Annotated in this window: 16 protein-coding genes and 3 tRNA genes; 16 read left to right on the top strand and 3 right to left on the bottom strand. The window is 72.5% G+C overall.

Going from position 1 to position 15,131, the window contains the following annotated elements:
* The first annotated feature begins 35 nt into the window (after nucleotides 1-35).
* Nucleotides 36-710 (top strand): response regulator, encoded by a 675-nt coding sequence (locus tag ACWDCZ_RS06820; protein WP_049652081.1) that lies wholly within the window; start codon nucleotides 36-38, stop codon nucleotides 708-710.
* A gap of 269 nt (nucleotides 711-979) precedes the next feature.
* On the opposite strand, the gene ACWDCZ_RS06815 is transcribed toward ACWDCZ_RS06820, so the two are convergent.
* Nucleotides 980-2,248 carry an amidohydrolase family protein gene (locus ACWDCZ_RS06815; protein ID WP_074003979.1) on the bottom strand — a complete coding sequence of 423 codons (1,269 nt, stop codon included), beginning with the start codon at nucleotides 2,246-2,248 and terminating at the stop codon, nucleotides 980-982.
* 279 nt (nucleotides 2,249-2,527) lie between these two features.
* Here ACWDCZ_RS06815 and ACWDCZ_RS06810 point away from each other — a divergent pair.
* The 8 genes from ACWDCZ_RS06810 to ACWDCZ_RS06775 all read left to right on the top strand — a co-directional run bounded on the left by ACWDCZ_RS06810 (nucleotide 2,528) and on the right by ACWDCZ_RS06775 (nucleotide 7,300).
* A tRNA-Thr gene (locus ACWDCZ_RS06810) sits at nucleotides 2,528-2,600 on the top strand.
* Between the two features lie 43 nt (nucleotides 2,601-2,643).
* A tRNA-Met gene (locus tag ACWDCZ_RS06805) sits at nucleotides 2,644-2,716 on the top strand.
* An 83-nt stretch (nucleotides 2,717-2,799) separates the two neighbouring features.
* Nucleotides 2,800-2,964, top strand: a complete 165-nt coding sequence (rpmG, locus tag ACWDCZ_RS06800) for a 50S ribosomal protein L33 (protein WP_006604855.1) — start codon at nucleotides 2,800-2,802, stop codon at nucleotides 2,962-2,964.
* Nucleotides 2,965-3,081: 117 nt separating this feature from the next.
* On the top strand, nucleotides 3,082-3,540 hold the full coding sequence (locus tag ACWDCZ_RS06795; RefSeq protein ID WP_117488252.1) for a MaoC family dehydratase N-terminal domain-containing protein: 459 nt from the start codon (nucleotides 3,082-3,084) through the stop codon (nucleotides 3,538-3,540).
* Nucleotides 3,541-3,545: 5 nt separating this feature from the next.
* The gene (locus ACWDCZ_RS06790; protein WP_049651990.1) at nucleotides 3,546-3,968 is read left to right on the top strand and encodes a MaoC family dehydratase; all 423 of its coding nucleotides are present in this window, start codon (nucleotides 3,546-3,548) and stop codon (nucleotides 3,966-3,968) included.
* A 98-nt stretch (nucleotides 3,969-4,066) separates the two neighbouring features.
* Nucleotides 4,067-4,630, top strand: coding sequence for a TetR/AcrR family transcriptional regulator (locus tag ACWDCZ_RS06785; protein ID WP_234348396.1), 564 nt, complete (start codon nucleotides 4,067-4,069; stop codon nucleotides 4,628-4,630).
* A 103-nt stretch (nucleotides 4,631-4,733) separates the two neighbouring features.
* Nucleotides 4,734-6,179: an MFS transporter gene (locus ACWDCZ_RS06780; protein ID WP_449815387.1), complete on the top strand. Its 1,446-nt coding sequence runs from the start codon at nucleotides 4,734-4,736 to the stop codon at nucleotides 6,177-6,179.
* 77 nt (nucleotides 6,180-6,256) lie between these two features.
* Nucleotides 6,257-7,300, top strand: a complete 1,044-nt coding sequence (locus tag ACWDCZ_RS06775) for a UDP-N-acetylmuramate dehydrogenase (protein ID WP_449815386.1) — start codon at nucleotides 6,257-6,259, stop codon at nucleotides 7,298-7,300.
* A 5-nt stretch (nucleotides 7,301-7,305) separates the two neighbouring features.
* Here ACWDCZ_RS06775 and ACWDCZ_RS06770 read toward each other — a convergent pair whose 3' ends face one another.
* Together ACWDCZ_RS06770 and ACWDCZ_RS06765 are read right to left on the bottom strand one after the other, a co-directional pair.
* Nucleotides 7,306-8,370: an adenosine deaminase gene (locus tag ACWDCZ_RS06770; protein ID WP_049651987.1), complete on the bottom strand. Its 1,065-nt coding sequence runs from the start codon at nucleotides 8,368-8,370 to the stop codon at nucleotides 7,306-7,308.
* Between the two features lie 128 nt (nucleotides 8,371-8,498).
* Nucleotides 8,499-9,746: a pyridoxal phosphate-dependent aminotransferase gene (locus ACWDCZ_RS06765; protein WP_375876145.1), complete on the bottom strand. Its 1,248-nt coding sequence runs from the start codon at nucleotides 9,744-9,746 to the stop codon at nucleotides 8,499-8,501.
* A 292-nt stretch (nucleotides 9,747-10,038) separates the two neighbouring features.
* Here ACWDCZ_RS06765 and ACWDCZ_RS06760 point away from each other — a divergent pair.
* From ACWDCZ_RS06760 to ACWDCZ_RS06730, 7 genes are all read left to right on the top strand, one after another.
* Nucleotides 10,039-10,111: transfer RNA gene (locus ACWDCZ_RS06760), tRNA-Trp, on the top strand.
* A gap of 145 nt (nucleotides 10,112-10,256) precedes the next feature.
* Nucleotides 10,257-10,583 carry a preprotein translocase subunit SecE gene (gene secE, locus ACWDCZ_RS06755; RefSeq protein WP_049651985.1) on the top strand — a complete coding sequence of 109 codons (327 nt, stop codon included), beginning with the start codon at nucleotides 10,257-10,259 and terminating at the stop codon, nucleotides 10,581-10,583.
* A gap of 209 nt (nucleotides 10,584-10,792) precedes the next feature.
* Nucleotides 10,793-11,686, top strand: a complete 894-nt coding sequence (nusG, locus tag ACWDCZ_RS06750) for a transcription termination/antitermination protein NusG (protein ID WP_416873603.1) — start codon at nucleotides 10,793-10,795, stop codon at nucleotides 11,684-11,686.
* A gap of 167 nt (nucleotides 11,687-11,853) precedes the next feature.
* The gene (rplK, locus tag ACWDCZ_RS06745) at nucleotides 11,854-12,288 is read left to right on the top strand and encodes a 50S ribosomal protein L11 (RefSeq protein ID WP_049651984.1); all 435 of its coding nucleotides are present in this window, start codon (nucleotides 11,854-11,856) and stop codon (nucleotides 12,286-12,288) included.
* Between the two features lie 77 nt (nucleotides 12,289-12,365).
* Complete coding sequence (gene rplA / locus ACWDCZ_RS06740) at nucleotides 12,366-13,088, top strand: 50S ribosomal protein L1 (protein WP_049651983.1); 723 nt, start codon at nucleotides 12,366-12,368, stop codon at nucleotides 13,086-13,088.
* Between the two features lie 234 nt (nucleotides 13,089-13,322).
* Nucleotides 13,323-14,102 (top strand): hypothetical protein, encoded by a 780-nt coding sequence (locus ACWDCZ_RS06735; protein ID WP_049651982.1) that lies wholly within the window; start codon nucleotides 13,323-13,325, stop codon nucleotides 14,100-14,102.
* Between the two features lie 104 nt (nucleotides 14,103-14,206).
* The gene (locus ACWDCZ_RS06730) at nucleotides 14,207-15,124 is read left to right on the top strand and encodes a LolA-like protein (RefSeq protein ID WP_387967132.1); all 918 of its coding nucleotides are present in this window, start codon (nucleotides 14,207-14,209) and stop codon (nucleotides 15,122-15,124) included.
* Nucleotides 15,125-15,131 lie beyond the last annotated feature (7 nt).

Below are 15,131 nucleotides of genomic sequence, written 5' to 3'. Positions count from 1 at the left end.
CGCGAAGCGACTGCCGAGCGAAGCGAGGCGGGCGCATGAGTGAGATTCTGGTCGTCGACGACGAACCCGCCCTCCTGCGCACCCTGCGGATCAACCTCAGCGCCCGGCACTACGCCGTCCGCACCGCCGCCAGCGGCGGGGAGGCGCTGGACCGCGCCGCGCACAGCGCCCCGGACGCCGTCCTGCTCGACCTCGGCCTGCCCGACCTCGACGGCATGGACGTGCTGCGCGGCCTGCGCACCCACAGCGCGGTGCCGATCATCGTGCTCTCCGGCCGGACGGACGCCGCCGACAAGGTGGGCGCCCTGGACGCGGGCGCCGACGACTACCTCACCAAGCCGTTCCTGATGGACGAGCTGCTGGCCCGGCTGCGCGCCGTGCTGCGCCGGCCGCTGGGCGACGTGCCGCTGGGCCGGCCGGTGATCGGCGACCATACCGTGGATCTCGCGGCCACCGCGGTGCACGGCCCGAACGGACCGGTCCGGCTCACCCCGACCGAGTGGCGCATCCTCGCCCTGCTGCTCGCCAACCCGGGCCGGCTGGTGCCCGGGAGGCAGATCCTGCGCGAGGTGTGGGGCCCGGCTCAGGAGGGGCGCGGCAACTATCTGCGGGTCTACTTCGCGGGGCTGCGCCGCAAGTTGGAGCGCGATCCGGCCCGGCCGCGGCACCTGGTCACCGAGCCGGGGATCGGGTACCGGTACGTGCCGTGACGGACCGGCGCACCGGTGCCGGCGCGCCCCCGTCAACGAGCCGTCAAGAGCGGCCCGGTGGGCGACAGGGGGGCGTCAAGGCCGCTCGGCGGCGGTGTTCCGCGGGCGTAGTGTCGGTGTCGAACGAGCGGCCCCTGCTCCGTGTGGGGGAGGTCCGGGGCCGCTCCAGCCGCCGCCCGAGGCGGCCAGCAGGTGGGGGAGGGGCGCGCGACACCAGTCGCGCGCCCCCATCTGCCGTCAGGGGCCATCAGGCCCACTCCGGGACCGGCTCAGCCGTCCCCGCCCCCGGACTGCCGGGGCAGCGCCAGCGCCACCGTGTCCGCGAACTCCCGGACCGCGCTGGTCCGGCTGACCACCCGGCCGCTGTGCACCACCAGCCGGCTGTGCCCGCCCGCGAGCGCCCCGGCCAGGCTGTCCCCGCGCACCGCCAGCAGCTCCGCCGGGAACCCGGCGTCCACCCGGACGGGTGCCAGGCCGAGCGCCGCCCGGGCCTGGTTCGCCACCGCGTCGTACGCCGCCTCCGGGGTCAACTCCCCACCGGCCGCCAGCAGGTAGGCCGATTCCAGCGGATCCGCCCGGCCGACCGGGTTGGACGGGTCGCGCAGCGCCCCGCTGCCCGCCGCCAGCGGCACCCCGGCGGCCGCCAACTCCCGTACCAGGCCCGGCCGCAGGCCCGCCGAGCGGCCCTCCATGCCGGTGCAGCAGCCGTTCTGCGGCAGGCAGACCACCCGGACCCCGCTGGTCGCCAGCACCGTCGACGCGCCCCGGGGCAGCGCCCCGCACGGGCCGAGTGCCACCCGGGGTCGCAGCGGGGCCAACGCCCCGGTCATCCGGGCGAGTTGGGCGGCGTCGCCGGCGCCGGTGTGCAGGTCCACCGGGCAGTCCGCCTCCCGGGCGGCCTCCAGCAGCAGCTGCACGTACCCGGCCGGGTCCGGGTCCAGCTCCGGGCAGCCGCCGGCCGCCGTGGCGCCCAGCTTGAGCGCCTCGCGCAGCTGTGCCCGCCCGTCCGCGCCGGCCCGTCCGGTGAGCAGCCGGGGCATCGCCACCGCCTGGAGTTCGGCCAGTCCGCCCAGCGCCTGCCGGGCGGTCAGCACCGCCTCCAGCCGGCGCAGCCCGTGCACGTCGCCGATCCGGACGTGGGTGCGCTGGGCGGTGGCGCCGTAGCCGAGCGAGGTCAGCGCGGCCTCGGTGACCCGGCGGGTGAGGTCGGCCGGGGTGTCCGGCGGCGGGGTGGGCAGGGCGGCGGAGAAGGCGGTGTCGTAGTGGGCGTGCGCCTCGGCGGGGGCCGGGAGCAGCAGGTAGCCGCGCAGGTCGATCCGGGCGCCGGTGGTGACGGTGGGCGCGCCGGGCAGGGCGGGCAGCGGGCCGAGGCTGCCGACGGTGCCGACCGCCTGGATCCGGTCGCCGCTGATCCGGACGTCCACCACCCGCCCGTCCGCCAGCCGGGCGCCGGTGAGGAGCAGGACCGGGCCGTGCCCGAGCGGGTTGGCCGCCGGGCCGGGCCCGGAGTGCGGCCCGTCGGCGGCTGCGCTGTCCATCGCCCGGCTCCTTCTCGGGCCGGCCCGTGCGGTCGGCCCCGTACGGCTGGCCCGTACCGCCGGCCAGTCCTCCCGATCAATGAGCGTCGAGCCTATGGGCCCGGGGGGCGGGTCGCCGGGAGGCGGGCAATAGTCGTATCGGGTCGGGCCGTGCGGCTCGCGGGCCGATCGAACGCCGGGCCTTGGATCGTCCGTCCGTACCCCTCGCCCACCTGCGGTCTTCGCCGCGGGATACGGATTTCACCTCCGGGCGCGAAACGTGTAATCTCTTCCTCGTTCGCCCCTATAGCTCAGTCGGTAGAGCGTCTCCATGGTAAGGAGAAGGTCTGCGGTTCGATTCCGCATGGGGGCTCTGGTGAGAAGCGGTCAGCTCCGGCTGTGCCGCGGATCACTGTGGCGGTGTAGCTCAGTTGGTAGAGCAAGCGGCTCATAATCGCTGTGTCACCGGTTCAAGTCCGGTCACCGCTACCCCGCGTAGTCGGTCGGGAGATCGCACTCCCGGTCGGCTACTCTTGTTGTGTTCTTATTCGTTGTCCAAGGAAGGCACTCCCGTGGCTGCCACCGACGTCCGCCCGAAGATCACGCTGGCCTGCGTGGAGTGCAAGGAGCGGAACTACATCACCAAGAAGAACCGGCGTAACGACCCGGACCGTCTTGAGATGAAGAAGCACTGCCCCCGCTGCAACTCGCACACCGCGCACCGCGAGACCCGCTGACCCTCTTGCAGGGCGACGGGCCTGTGTGAATTCAGGTCTCTTGCTCCGGGCCGCATCCCTCACAGGGGGTGCGGCCCGGAGTTTTTTTCGTATCCACCCGCGTTCCGAGGAGCCGCCATGGCGCTCGACCCCTCCTTTATCGGGCGTAGCTACCCGCCCACCGAGCCGTACGAGGTCGGCCGGGAGAAGATCCGCGAGTTCGCGACCGCGGTCGGCGACGCCAACCCGGCGTACACCGACCCGGAGGCGGCGAAGGCGCTGGGGCACCCCGACGTGATCGCCCCGCCGACCTTCCCGTTCGTGATCACCTACCGCGCGGCCGGCCAGGTGGTCGAGGACCCGGAGCTGGGCCTGGACTTCAGCCGGGTGGTGCACGGCGACCAGAAGTTCGCCTACACCCGCCCGGTGCGGGCCGGTGACCGGCTGTCGGTCACGGTGACCATCGACAACATCAAGTCGCTGGCGGGCAACGACGTGCTCACCGTGCGTGGCGAGGTGACGGACGCGACCGGCGGGCACGTTGTGACGTCGGTCATGACCCTGGTGGCCCGGGCCGCCGACGAGGCGGGGGAGTGAGCGCGATGGCGATCGACTACGACGAGGTCGAGGTCGGCACCGAGCTGCCGGCGCAGTCCTTCCCGGTGACCCGCGACACACTGGTGCGGTACGCGGGGGCCTCGGGGGACTTCAACCCGATCCACTGGAACGAGAAGTTCGCCCTGGAGGTCGGCCTGCCGGACGTGATCGCGCACGGCATGTTCACCATGGCCGAGGCGATCCGGGTGGTCACCGACTGGGTCGGCGACCCGGCCGCGGTGGTCGAGTACGGCGTGCGGTTCACCCGTCCGGTGCCGGTGCCGAACGACGGGGTCGGTGCGGTGGTCGAGGTCTCGGCCAAGGTCGCCAAGAAGCTGGACGACCGCAGGGTGCAGGTCGACCTGCTGGCCACCACGGGCGGCCAGAAGGTGCTCGGCATGTCCCGGGCCGTCGTCCGGCTCGGCTGAGCGGCCCCGGGGGTCGCGGCGGCCGGGGTCCCGTACGGGATCTCCGGCCGCCGGCGCGGGCCTTGCGTAGATAGTGATTGGCCACTAACTTGGGGTCCATGGCGAAGTCGAGCATCCGGATGAGCGCGGAGGAGCGGCGCGAGAGCGTCGTCCGGGCCGCCCTGACCGAGTTCGCCCGGGGCGGGTACCACGGCACCTCCACCGAGGCGATCGCCCGCCGGGTGGGCGTCTCGCAGCCGTACCTGTTCCGGCTGTTCCCGAGCAAGCAGGCGATCTTCGCCGCGGCCGCCGAGCGCTGCGTCGAGGAGACCTGGCGGGTGTTCGACGAGGCCTCGGCCGGGCTGTCCGGCGAGGCGGCCGCGGAGGCGATGTCCACCGCGTACCTGGGCCTGGTCGAGAACGGCGACCAGCTCATGATGCAGATGCAGCTCTACGTCTCGGCGTCCGCGGCCAGGGCGGCCGGTGAGGACGAGGTGGGGGAGACCGCCCGGCTGCTGTGGGAGGACCTGTTCGACCGGGTCAGGATCCGGATCGGCGGCGGAATGAAGGACGCCACGCAGTTCTTCGCGTACGGGATGCTGATCAACACCCTGGTGGCGCTCGGCTATCCGCCGGACCACCGGATCTGGGCCGGCTTCGACGGGTGCGAGCCGCCCGAGTAGGCGCGCCGCCCGGATGGACGGGCCGCACGGGGTGTCCGTGCGGCCTCTTTTCGGCCCAAAGAAGTTATTGAGCAATAACTACCTAAGGAACCTGGGGGACGTCATGACGGAGAAACCTGCCATGGGCAGAGCGGCGGTCTGGACCCTGGTGATCGTCAGCGCGGCCAGTTTCATGGCCGCCCTGGACAACCTGGTGGTCACCACCGCGCTGCCGTCGATCCGCGAGGAGCTCGGCGGCGGACTGTCCGACCTCGAATGGACGGTCAGCGCCTACACCCTGAGCTTCGCCGTGCTGCTGATGTTCGGCGCCGCCCTCGGCGACCGCTTCGGCCGCCGCCGGATCTTCCTGGTCGGGCTGGCGGTCTTCACCGCCGGCTCCGCCGCGGCCGCGCTGTCCCCGGGCATCGGCGAACTGATCGCCGCCCGCGCCGTCCAGGGCACCGGGGCCGCGGTGATGATGCCGCTCACCCTCACCCTGCTCACCGCCGCGGTGCCCGAAGGCAAGCGGGGGATGGCCTTCGGCATCTGGTCGGGGGTCAGCGGCCTCGCCGTCGCCGCGGGGCCGCTGATCGGCGGCTCGCTGACCGAGCACTTCTCCTGGCAGTGGATCTTCTGGGTGAACGTCCCGGTCGGCCTCGTCCTGCTGCCGCTGGCCTACCTGCGGCTCGGCGAGAGCCGGGGCCCGGGCCGGGCCCTGGACGTGCCCGGAACCCTGCTGGTCAGCCTGGGGATGTTCGGCGTCGTCCTCGGCCTGATCCGCGGCAACCCGGACGGCTGGACCAGCCCGCTGGTCCTCGGCGCCCTGATCGGCGGCACCCTGCTGCTGGCCGCCTTCGTCCGGTACGAGCAGCGGGTCGCCGCCCACCCGATGCTGCCGATGCGACTGTTCCGCAGCCGGGCCTTCTCCGCCGTCAACGCGGCCAGCCTGCTGATGTACCTGGGGATGTTCGGCTCGATCTTCCTGATCAGCCAGTACCTCCAGGGCGTCGGCGGCTTCAGCCCGCAGGAGGCGGGCATCCGGATGCTGCCGTGGACGGCGATGCCGCTGCTGGTCTCGCCGATCGCGGGCATCCTCTCCGACCGGATCGGCGGCCGGCCGATCGTGGTCGCCGGGCTGGCGCTACAGGCCGCGGGCCTGGCGCTGTACGGCCTGGTGGTGGACGGGAGCACCGGCCTCGACTACGTCGCCCAGATACCGGCCACCGTGATCTGCGGGATCGGCATGTCGCTGTACTTCGGCCCGACCGCCCAGCTGGTGATGGCCAGCGTCCGGCCGCAGGAGCAGGGGATCGCCTCCGGCGCCAACAACGCGCTGCGCGAGGTCGGCGGGGCGCTCGGGGTCGCCGTGCTCGCGGCGGTGTTCTCGGGGCAGGGCGGTTACCAGTCGGTGCGGGCCTTCACGGACGGGCTGGTGCCCGCGCTGTACGTCGGCGCCGCCGCCGTCGGGCTCGGCGCGCTCGCCGCGGTGTTCATCCCGCGGCGGCGGAAGGCGCCGGTCGCGGCGGCGGGGGAGCAGGCGGCGGACCGGGCCGAGCCGGCCCGGGTCTGAACGGGGGCGTAGGGGAGGGGCCCGCCGACGGGAATCGCGTTCCGGTCGGCGGACCCCTCCCCCGTACGCTGGTGGGCGTGCTGGTAGAAAACGACGCCCCCCTCGCCCCGCTGACCACGCTCCGGCTCGGCGGCCCGGCCCGCCGCCTGGTGACCGCCCACACCGACGACGAGGTGATCGCCGCCGTCCGCGAGGCCGACGCGGCCGGCGAGCCGCTGCTCGTCCTCGGCGGCGGCTCCAACCTGGTGATCGGCGACGCCGGCTTCCCCGGCACCGTGCTGCGGATCGCCACCGAGGGCTTCGCCCTGGACGGCACCGCGCTGGAGGTCGCGGCCGGCGAGACCTGGTCCGAGGTGGTCCACCGGACCGTGCGCGACCACGGGCTGGCGGGCATCGAGTTCCTGGCCGGCATCCCCGGCTCCGCGGGCGCCACCCCGGTGCAGAACGTGGGCGCGTACGGCCAGGAGGTCGCCCAGTCGATCACCGAGGTGGTCGCGTACGACCGCACCGCCGACGAGGTCGTCACCCTCCCGAACGCCGAGTGCGGGTTCTCCTACCGGCACAGCCGCTTCAAGGCCGAGCCGGACCGCTACGTGGTGCTGCGGGTGCGGTTCCGCCTGGAGGACAACGACGGGCTCTCCACCCCCGTCCGCTACGCCGAGACCGCCCGGCACCTGGGCGTCGAGCCGGGCGCCCGGGTCGCGGTCGGCACGGCCTGGACGGCGGTGCTGCTGCTGCGCTCCGGCAAGGGCATGGTGCTGGACCCGGCGGACCACGACACCTGGTCGGCGGGCTCCTTCTTCACCAACCCGGTGCTCACGGCCGCGCAGTACGAGTCCTTCCGCACCCGCCCGGGCACCGAGGACGCCCCCGCCTACCCGGCCCCGGAGGGCTGCACCAAGACCTCGGCGGCGTGGCTGATCGACCGGGCGGGCTTCGGCAAGGGCTACGGCGGCGGCCCGGCGACGCTCTCCACCAAGCACACCCTGGCGCTCACCAACCGCGGCTCGGCCACCGCCGAGGACCTGCTGGCACTGGCCCGGGAGATCCGGGACGGGGTCCGCGCGGCCTTCGGGGTGGAGCTGGTGAACGAGCCGGTGATGGTGGGCGTCAAGCTCTAGCACTGCTAGGCGGGTACGGCGGCCGCTTCCGCGGGGGCGCGGTCGCCGACCAGCCAGGCGTCGATGTCCGCCAGCAGCTCCTTGCGGACGGCCTCCGGCGCGACCGAGCCGCGCACCGACTGCCGTGCCAGCTCCGCGAGTTCGGCGTCGGAGAAGCCCAGCACGTCCCGGACCAGCTCGTACTGGGCGGCCAGCCGGCTGCCGAACAGCAGCGGGTCGTCCGCGCCCAGGGCGAGCGGCACCCCGGCGTCGAAGAGCCGGCGCAGCGGCACCTCCTCGGGGCGCTCGTAGACGCCGAGCGAGACGTTGGAGGACGGGCAGACCTCGCAGGTGACCTGCCGGTCCGCCAGCCGCTCCATCAGCCGGGGGTCCTCGGCGGCCCGTACGCCGTGGCCGATCCGGGCGGCGCCCAGGTCGTCCAGGCAGTCCCGGACGGACTCCGGGCCGGACAGCTCGCCGCCGTGCGGGGCCGCCAGCAGCCCGCCGTTGCGGGCGATCGCGAAGGCCCGGTCGAAGTCCCGGGCCAGGCCCCGGCGCTCGTCGTTGGAGAGGCCGAAGCCGACCACCCCGTGGTCGGCGTAGCGGACGGCCAGCCGGGCCAGCGTCCGGGCGTCCATCGGGGACTTCATCCGGTTGGCCGCGACCAGGACCCGGATGCCCACCCCGGTCGCCGCGGCGGCGTGCTCCACCGCGTCCAGGATCAGCTCCAGGGCGGGGATCAGCCCGCCCAGCCGGGGCGCGTAGGACGTCGGGTCGACCTGGATCTCCAGCCAGCGGGAGCCGTCCCGCCGCTCGTCCTCGGCGGTCTCCAGGACCAGCCGGCGGATGTCCTCCTCGTCCCGCAGCACCGAGCGGGCGGTGTCGTACAGCCGCTGGAAGCGGAACCAGCCCCGCTCGTCGGTGGCCCGCAGCCGGGGCGGCTCGCCGGAGCTGAGCGCCTCCGGCAGCCGGACGCCGTGCTTGTCCGCCAGCTCCAGGAGGGTGGCGGGCCGCATCGAGCCGGTGAAGTGCAGGTGCAGGTGGGCCTTCGGGAGGCCCCTGACGTCTCGCGGGTTCAACAGGCGTTCCATTCACCGATACTGCCGTATACGGCCCCTGAACGGGAACCGCCCCCTCTACATCCCCTGAAGGGGTGAAAGGGGGCGGTGCGTCGGGTGAAACCCTGGCGTCGGGTTGACGTCGGCGGACGGACCCGAGGTCAGTCGCGGGCCTCGCCGAGCAGCTTCTGGACCCGGCTGACGCCCTCGACCAGGTCGGCGTCGCCGAGCGCGTAGGAGAGCCGCAGGTAGCCGGGGGTGCCGAAGGCCTCGCCCGGGACGACCGCGACCTCGGCCTCGTCCAGGATCAGGGCGGCCAGCTCGGCGGAGGTCTGCGGGCGTCGGCCGCGGATCTCCTTGCCCAGCAGGCCCTTGACCGACGGGTAGGCGTAGAAGGCGCCCTCGGGCTCGGGGCAGAGCACGCCCTCGATCTCGTTGAGCATCCGCACGATGGTCTTGCGGCGGCGGTCGAAGGCCTCGCGCATCTCGGCGACCGCGTCCAGGTCGCCGGCCACGGCGGCCAGGGCGGCGCGCTGGGCGACGTTGGAGACGTTCGAGGTGGCGTGCGACTGGAGGTTGGTCGCGGCCTTGATGACGTCCTTCGGGCCGACCACCCAGCCCACCCGCCAGCCGGTCATCGCGTAGGTCTTGGCGACACCGTTGACCACGATGCACTTCTCGGCCAGCTCGGGCAGCAGGGCCGGCAGCGAGGTGAAGGTGGCGTCGCCGTACACCAGGTGCTCGTAGATCTCGTCGGTGAGCACCCACAGGCCGTGCTCCAGCGCCCAGCGGCCGATCGCCTCGGCCTCGGCCTCGGTGTACACCGCGCCGGTCGGGTTGGACGGCGAGACGAACAGCACCACCTTGGTGTTCTCGGTGCGCGCGGCCTCCAGCTGCTCGACCGAGACCTTGTAGCCGGTGGTCTCGTCGGAGACGACCTCCACCGGGACGCCGCCGGCCAGCTGGACCGACTCCGGGTAGGTGGTCCAGTACGGGGCCGGGATGATGACCTCGTCGCCCGGGTCCAGGATCGCCGCGAACGCCTCGTAGATCGCCTGCTTGCCGCCGTTGGTGACGAGCACCTGGGAGGCGTCCACCTCGTAGCCGGAGTCGCGCAGCGTCTTGGCGGCGATCGCGGCCTTCAGCTCGGGCAGGCCACCCGCCGGGGTGTAGCGGTGGTTCTTCGGGTCGCGGCAGGCCTCGACGGCCGCCTCGACGATGTAGTCCGGGGTGGGGAAGTCGGGCTCGCCGGCACCGAAACCGATGACCGGGCGGCCGGCGGCCTTGAGGGCCTTGGCCTTGGCGTCCACGGCGAGGGTCGCGGACTCGGCGATCGCGCCGATCCGGGCGGAGACCCGGCGGTCGGCGGGGCGGATGGACTGGTCGGGCTGCGGGGTGGAAGCGCTCATGCCTGCATCGTCGCAGAACCGGGACCTACCGGGCATCGGGGTATCGGCATCCGTACGTTCCCGTCCGAATCGCGGCCCGACGGTCCGTCGGAAGGGGTCCCGCCGGACCGGACGTCCGCCGGGGGAGCGGCCGGTCCGGAAGAGAAGCCGGAAGAAGAAGTTCGACCAAACACCCCTCGACCACGTACACTCGCTGCTCGACGGCCCGCCGAGAACCGGAGCTTTCACCGCCTGTACAGACAGCGGGGGGAGATACGGTAGGTTGGTCGCCACCGGAGCCGCGAGGCACCGTAGGGCAATAGCTCAATTGGTAGAGCACCGGTCTCCAAAACCGGCGGTTGGGGGTTCGAGTCCCTCTTGCCCTGCTGCTAGATCCGTTTTCAGCCCGTTCGCTCCACAGGAGTGAGCGGGCTTGATGCGGAGATGGCACCGATCAGCACCGCTAGCCGACTGGCCGCCCCCACCGGGTGCGCGGCGAAGCCGGCAGGACCCGGATTCAGGTGAGGACGAGTGACGGAGACCACGGGCTCCACCGCAACGCCTGAGAGCGGCAACCCCGAGGGTGCCGACGGCGCTGCCGAGATCGCATCGGCCGAGGGCGACAAGAAGTCCGGCAAGCAGAAGAAGTCGGGCAAGCGGGCCAAGAAGGGCCTGTTCGCACGGACCGCCCTCTTCTACCGCCAGATCATCGCCGAGCTGCGCAAGGTCGTCTGGCCGACCCGCGGCGAGCTCACCAACTACACCGCCGTGGTCGTCACCTTCGTGGTGGTCATGATGGCCTTCGTGGCCGGCCTGGACTACGGCTTCTCCAAGCTGAGCCTCCTGGTCTTCGGCTGACCGGCCGCCCCACCTCTCGAACAGCCTCCCGACCCGGGCCGATTACTCGGCCCGGGTCGAGCTGTCGGCGCCGGACGTACGCGCGGCTACCGTGGACTCGGTACTGTTGAAGTCTCCGAGACCTCACCTGGCGCCCGCGCGAGCGGCCGTCCGCCGGGCCGGTCGAGGAGCGCGCCACCTTCACCATCTCCAGGAAAGAAGCCGCCACCGTGTCTGAGTCCCCCCTGTACGACGCCGACGAGACCGTCCGCGAGGCGGATGGCGCCGCCGAGCTGGACGCGGCCGAGCCGGCTGACGACGCCGAGTCCGCCGAGCAGATCGTGGACGCCGCGGACAGCGACGAGGACGAGGTCGAGGCGTACGACGAGGCCGAGGCCGGCGAGCCCGCCGAGGAGGCCGCGCTGCACGTGGAGGGCGACGCCGAGGCCGAGGAGTCCGTCGAGGACGCCGAGGAGGCCGAGGACGCCGAGGAGGCCGAGGAGGAGTCGGCCGACGAGGTCGACCCGGTCGCCAAGTTCCGCGAGGACCTGCGCTTCATGCCGGGCGAGTGGTACGTGATCCACACCTACGCCGGCTACGAGAACCGGGTGAAGCAGAACCTGGAGCAGCGCGCCGTCTCGCTGAACGTCGAGGAGTACATCTTCCAGGCCGAGGTGCCGCAGGAGGAGGTCGTCCAGATCAAGAACGGCGACCGCAAGACCATCCGCCAGAACAAGCTCCCCGGCTACGTCCTGGTGCGCATGGACCTCACCCCCGAGTCCTGGGGCGTCGTGCGCAACACCCCGGGTGTCACCGGCTTCGTCGGCAACGCCTACGACCCGTACCCGCTGACCCTGGACGAGGTCGTCAAGATGCTCGCCCCCGACGTCGAGCGCCAGGCGGCCAAGGAGGCCGGCAAGCCCTCGCCGATCAAGCCGAGCGAGATCCAGGTGCTGGACTTCGAGGTCGGCGACTCGGTCACCGTCACCGACGGTCCGTTCGCGACCCTCCAGGCGACCATCAACGAGATCAACCCGGACTCGAAGAAGGTCAAGGGCCTGGTCGAGATCTTCGGCCGGGAGACCCCGGTCGAGCTCTCCTTCGACCAGATCCAGAAGAACTAGTCATACCGTCTTCGGGTTCGGGGCGGGGGCGAGGAGCCTCCGCCCCGAACCCGTTTTGGTCCAGCGGCGCTGACGCGTTAGCCTGGTCCGATGTGTGTGCTGGCGGCCGGGTGTCGCCCCGGTTTCGCACGCACCAGCAATCACCTCTCGGAAGGACCCGGAGAGACATGCCTCCCAAGAAGAAGAAGGTCACGGGGCTTATCAAGCTCCAGATCAACGCCGGTGCGGCCAACCCGGCGCCGCCGGTCGGCCCCGCGCTGGGCCAGCACGGCGTCAACATCATGGAGTTCTGCAAGGCCTACAACGCTGCGACCGAGTCGCAGCGCGGCATGATCGTGCCGGTGGAGATCACGGTCTACGAGGACCGTTCCTTCACCTTCATCACGAAGACGCCGCCGGCCGCGCGCCTCATCCTGAAGGCCGCGGGTGTCGACAAGGGCTCCAGCGAGCCGCACAAGACCAAGGTCGCCAAGCTCACCAGCGCCCAGGTCCGCGACATCGCCACGACCAAGATGCCCGACCTGAACGCCAACGACCTGGACGCCGCGGAGAAGATCATCGCCGGCACCGCCCGGTCGATGGGCATCACCGTCGAGGGCTGAGTTCCCTTCTCGTCCCCTGTGGTAGGGCCCGCGCAGGCCCGTGACACCACAACTCCATTCATCATTCAGGAGCAGCCATGAAGCGCAGCAAGGCCCTGAAGGCCGCGGACGCCCAGGTCGACCGCGAGCGCCTTTACGCCCCCCTCGAGGCCGTCCGCCTCGCCAAGGCGACCAGCACCACCAAGTTCGACGGCACCGTCGAGGTCGCCATGCGTCTGGGCGTCGACCCGCGCAAGGCCGACCAGATGGTCCGCAGCACCGTGATCCTCCCGCACGGCACCGGTAAGACCGCTCGGGTCCTGGTCTTCGCGACCGGCGAGCGTGCCGAGGCCGCGCGTGCTGCGGGCGCCGACATCGTCGGCTCCGACGAGCTCATCGACGAGGTCGCCAAGGGCCGCCTCGACTTCGACGCCGTCGTCGCCACCCCGGACCTCATGGGCAAGGTCGGCCGCCTCGGCCGCGTGCTCGGTCCCCGTGGCCTGATGCCGAACCCGAAGACCGGCACCGTGACCCCGGACGTGGCCAAGGCCGTGAACGAGATCAAGGGCGGCAAGATCGAGTTCCGCGTCGACAAGCACTCGAACCTGCACTTCATCATCGGTAAGGCCTCCTTCACCGACGAGCAGCTGGTCGAGAACTACGCCGCCGCGCTGGACGAGGTGCTCCGCGCCAAGCCGTCCGCCGCCAAGGGCCGCTACATCAAGAAGACCGCGTTCTCGACCACCATGGGCCCCGGCGTCCTGGTGGACCCGAACCGCACCCGCAACCTCCTCGCCGAGGAGGACCCGGCCGCGGTCTGAGCCCCAGTGCTCTAGAGCAGTCCGTACGACGGGCCCGTACCCCCTTCACCGGGGGTGCGGGCCCGCCGTCGTTCCCGGGGAGGGAGCCGGTACGGGGCCCGGCGCGGGCCGGTCGGGCCGAGGGGCCGGAACGGTTGCCGGATCGGGACACCGGCGGATGGGAACGACGGGCCGAACCGTCGTACGCTCTGCCGGTCAGACCATGTGGAGCACCTGTGACCGCCGGAGTGTGCCGTGCTGCCCGCCCCTCGCCCCACCGTTCTCGTGGCGGCCCTGCTGCTGCTCACCACCACCGGGTGCAGCCTGCTGGCCGTCCCGACCACCCGCACCCCCGGGGGCCCCGCGCCGGTGCCGCCCAAGCAGGTGGTGCTCTCGGCCGCGCAGGGGCTGGACGACGCCGGCGGCGCCCGGATCGACGTGGTCCAGGAGGGCCCGGCCGGCCGGCGCACCGCGAGCGGCTCCCTGGTCTGGGGCGCCGCGGACGAGGCCGGGCTGGCCGTCACCGACGAGCTGGGCACCGGACGGCTGACCGTGAAGGACGGCGCGCTCGACCTCGTCTACCAGGGCGGCGCGGCCAAGCACGCGGAGCGGAGCACCGCCGAGTCGGTCGACCCCGCGGCGGGCCCCGACCCGGAGGGCTTCGCGGGCGGCTGGACGACCGCGCTGATCACCAACCCGGGCAGCCGGGCGTACGAGGTCGCGCAGGGCGTCAAGCTCACCTCGCTCGGCGGCGAGCAGCTGGCCGGGGTGACCGTGGCGCACTACCGGGGCTCCGCGCCGGTGGCCGAACTGTTCGGCAAGGACGACGAGTTGAGCCCGCAGCGGCGGGCCGCCACGCTGGACTGGTACCAGCGGCACGGGGTGACGGCGATCGGCTACGACGTCTGGGTCGGCCCCGGCATGCAGCTGCTGCGGCTGCGCGAGACGGTCCGGGGGAGCGCGGGAACCACGGTCACCACGACCGATGTCTCGGCTCCCGGAGCGGCGGACGCGACGCCCGCCGCCGGCGGGTGACGGGGGAGCGGATATCCGGCGCGTGGGGCTTCCGGCGATCCGTTAGAGTCCGGATGAGAAACGCATGAGAAGAGCTGACAATCAGCTCTTCGAGGGGGGAAGTCATGGCTGGAACCCGCAAGGCCGCCGTCACCGTCGTCCTCGCCGCCCTGGCGCTGACCGCGACCGCGTGCAACAACGACAAGCCGGCGGACAAGAACGCCGCCCCGGCCGCGCCGACCACGGCCGCCGCCCCGGCCACCCCGTCGGCCGCCGCCCCGACCGGCGCGAAGCCGGAGAAGGTCAGCCCGGCGGTCTTCCTGGAGCAGGTCACCCAGAAGACCGGTGCGGCCAAGTCGGCGAAGGTCGACGAGCTGATCCAGGTCGGCGAGATCACCATGAAGGGCCAGGGCGCGCTGTCCTGGGCCGACGGCCTGGAGGCCGACCTCGCGATGGACCTGTCGGGCTCCCCGCTGGGCAAGGTCCTGGCGCCGATCACCGGCGGGCCGAAGGCGCACTACCTGTACACCAAGGACGCGGTGTTCCTGGGCCTCGGCGGGGAGCTGCTGCAGAACAGCGGCCCGCGCTGGGTGCGCTACACCATGGCCGACATGGCCAAGGCCTCCGGCGGTGCGACCGACCAGCTGCAGAGCGCGGACCCGGTGCAGGGCGTCCGGACGCTGATCGCCGGCGGCAAGGTCACCGAGGTCGGCCCGGAGACGGTGAACGGCAAGGCGACCACCCACTACTCCGGCGTGATCAGCGCCGCGGACCTGGCCATCGCCTCCACCCAGGGCATCACCCAGGCGCAGGCCGACCGGATCAAGAAGGGCCTGGACGCGGCCGGCATCGCCAGCGAGCAGGTCGACGTCTGGGTCGACGCCGACAAGCTCGTGGTCAAGCGGACCGAGCAGGCCGAGAGCAAGGTCGGCGCGGTGAACGTCTCCGTCAGCTACTCGGACTACGGCACCCCGGTGATCGCCGCCACCCCGGTGGACTACATCGACCTCGCCGACCTCCAGAAGGCCGCCGCCGGCAGCTGATCCCCGC

It is taken from the genome of Kitasatospora sp. NPDC001225, assembly GCF_053597855.1.
The sequence above is the reverse complement of the archived record's forward strand: the minus strand, read 5'-3'. Positions and strand labels throughout refer to the sequence as shown.

What these genes read in the sequence shown, in the direction of transcription:
- ACWDCZ_RS06820 (WP_049652081.1), top strand. Translation starts at nt 36, where the DNA reads ATGAGTGAGATTCTGGTCGTCGACGACGAACCCGCCCTCCTGCGCACC.
- ACWDCZ_RS06815 (WP_074003979.1), bottom strand. Translation starts at nt 2,248, where the DNA reads ATGGACAGCGCAGCCGCCGACGGGCCGCACTCCGGGCCCGGCCCGGCG.
- ACWDCZ_RS06795 (WP_117488252.1), top strand. Translation starts at nt 3,082, where the DNA reads ATGGCGCTCGACCCCTCCTTTATCGGGCGTAGCTACCCGCCCACCGAG.
- ACWDCZ_RS06790 (WP_049651990.1), top strand. Translation starts at nt 3,546, where the DNA reads ATGGCGATCGACTACGACGAGGTCGAGGTCGGCACCGAGCTGCCGGCG.
- ACWDCZ_RS06785 (WP_234348396.1), top strand. Translation starts at nt 4,067, where the DNA reads ATGGCGAAGTCGAGCATCCGGATGAGCGCGGAGGAGCGGCGCGAGAGC.
- ACWDCZ_RS06780 (WP_449815387.1), top strand. Translation starts at nt 4,734, where the DNA reads ATGACGGAGAAACCTGCCATGGGCAGAGCGGCGGTCTGGACCCTGGTG.
- ACWDCZ_RS06770 (WP_049651987.1), bottom strand. Translation starts at nt 8,370, where the DNA reads ATGGAACGCCTGTTGAACCCGCGAGACGTCAGGGGCCTCCCGAAGGCC.
- ACWDCZ_RS06765 (WP_375876145.1), bottom strand. Translation starts at nt 9,746, where the DNA reads ATGAGCGCTTCCACCCCGCAGCCCGACCAGTCCATCCGCCCCGCCGAC.
- rplK (WP_049651984.1), top strand. Translation starts at nt 11,854, where the DNA reads ATGCCTCCCAAGAAGAAGAAGGTCACGGGGCTTATCAAGCTCCAGATC.
- rplA (WP_049651983.1), top strand. Translation starts at nt 12,366, where the DNA reads ATGAAGCGCAGCAAGGCCCTGAAGGCCGCGGACGCCCAGGTCGACCGC.
- ACWDCZ_RS06730 (WP_387967132.1), top strand. Translation starts at nt 14,207, where the DNA reads ATGGCTGGAACCCGCAAGGCCGCCGTCACCGTCGTCCTCGCCGCCCTG.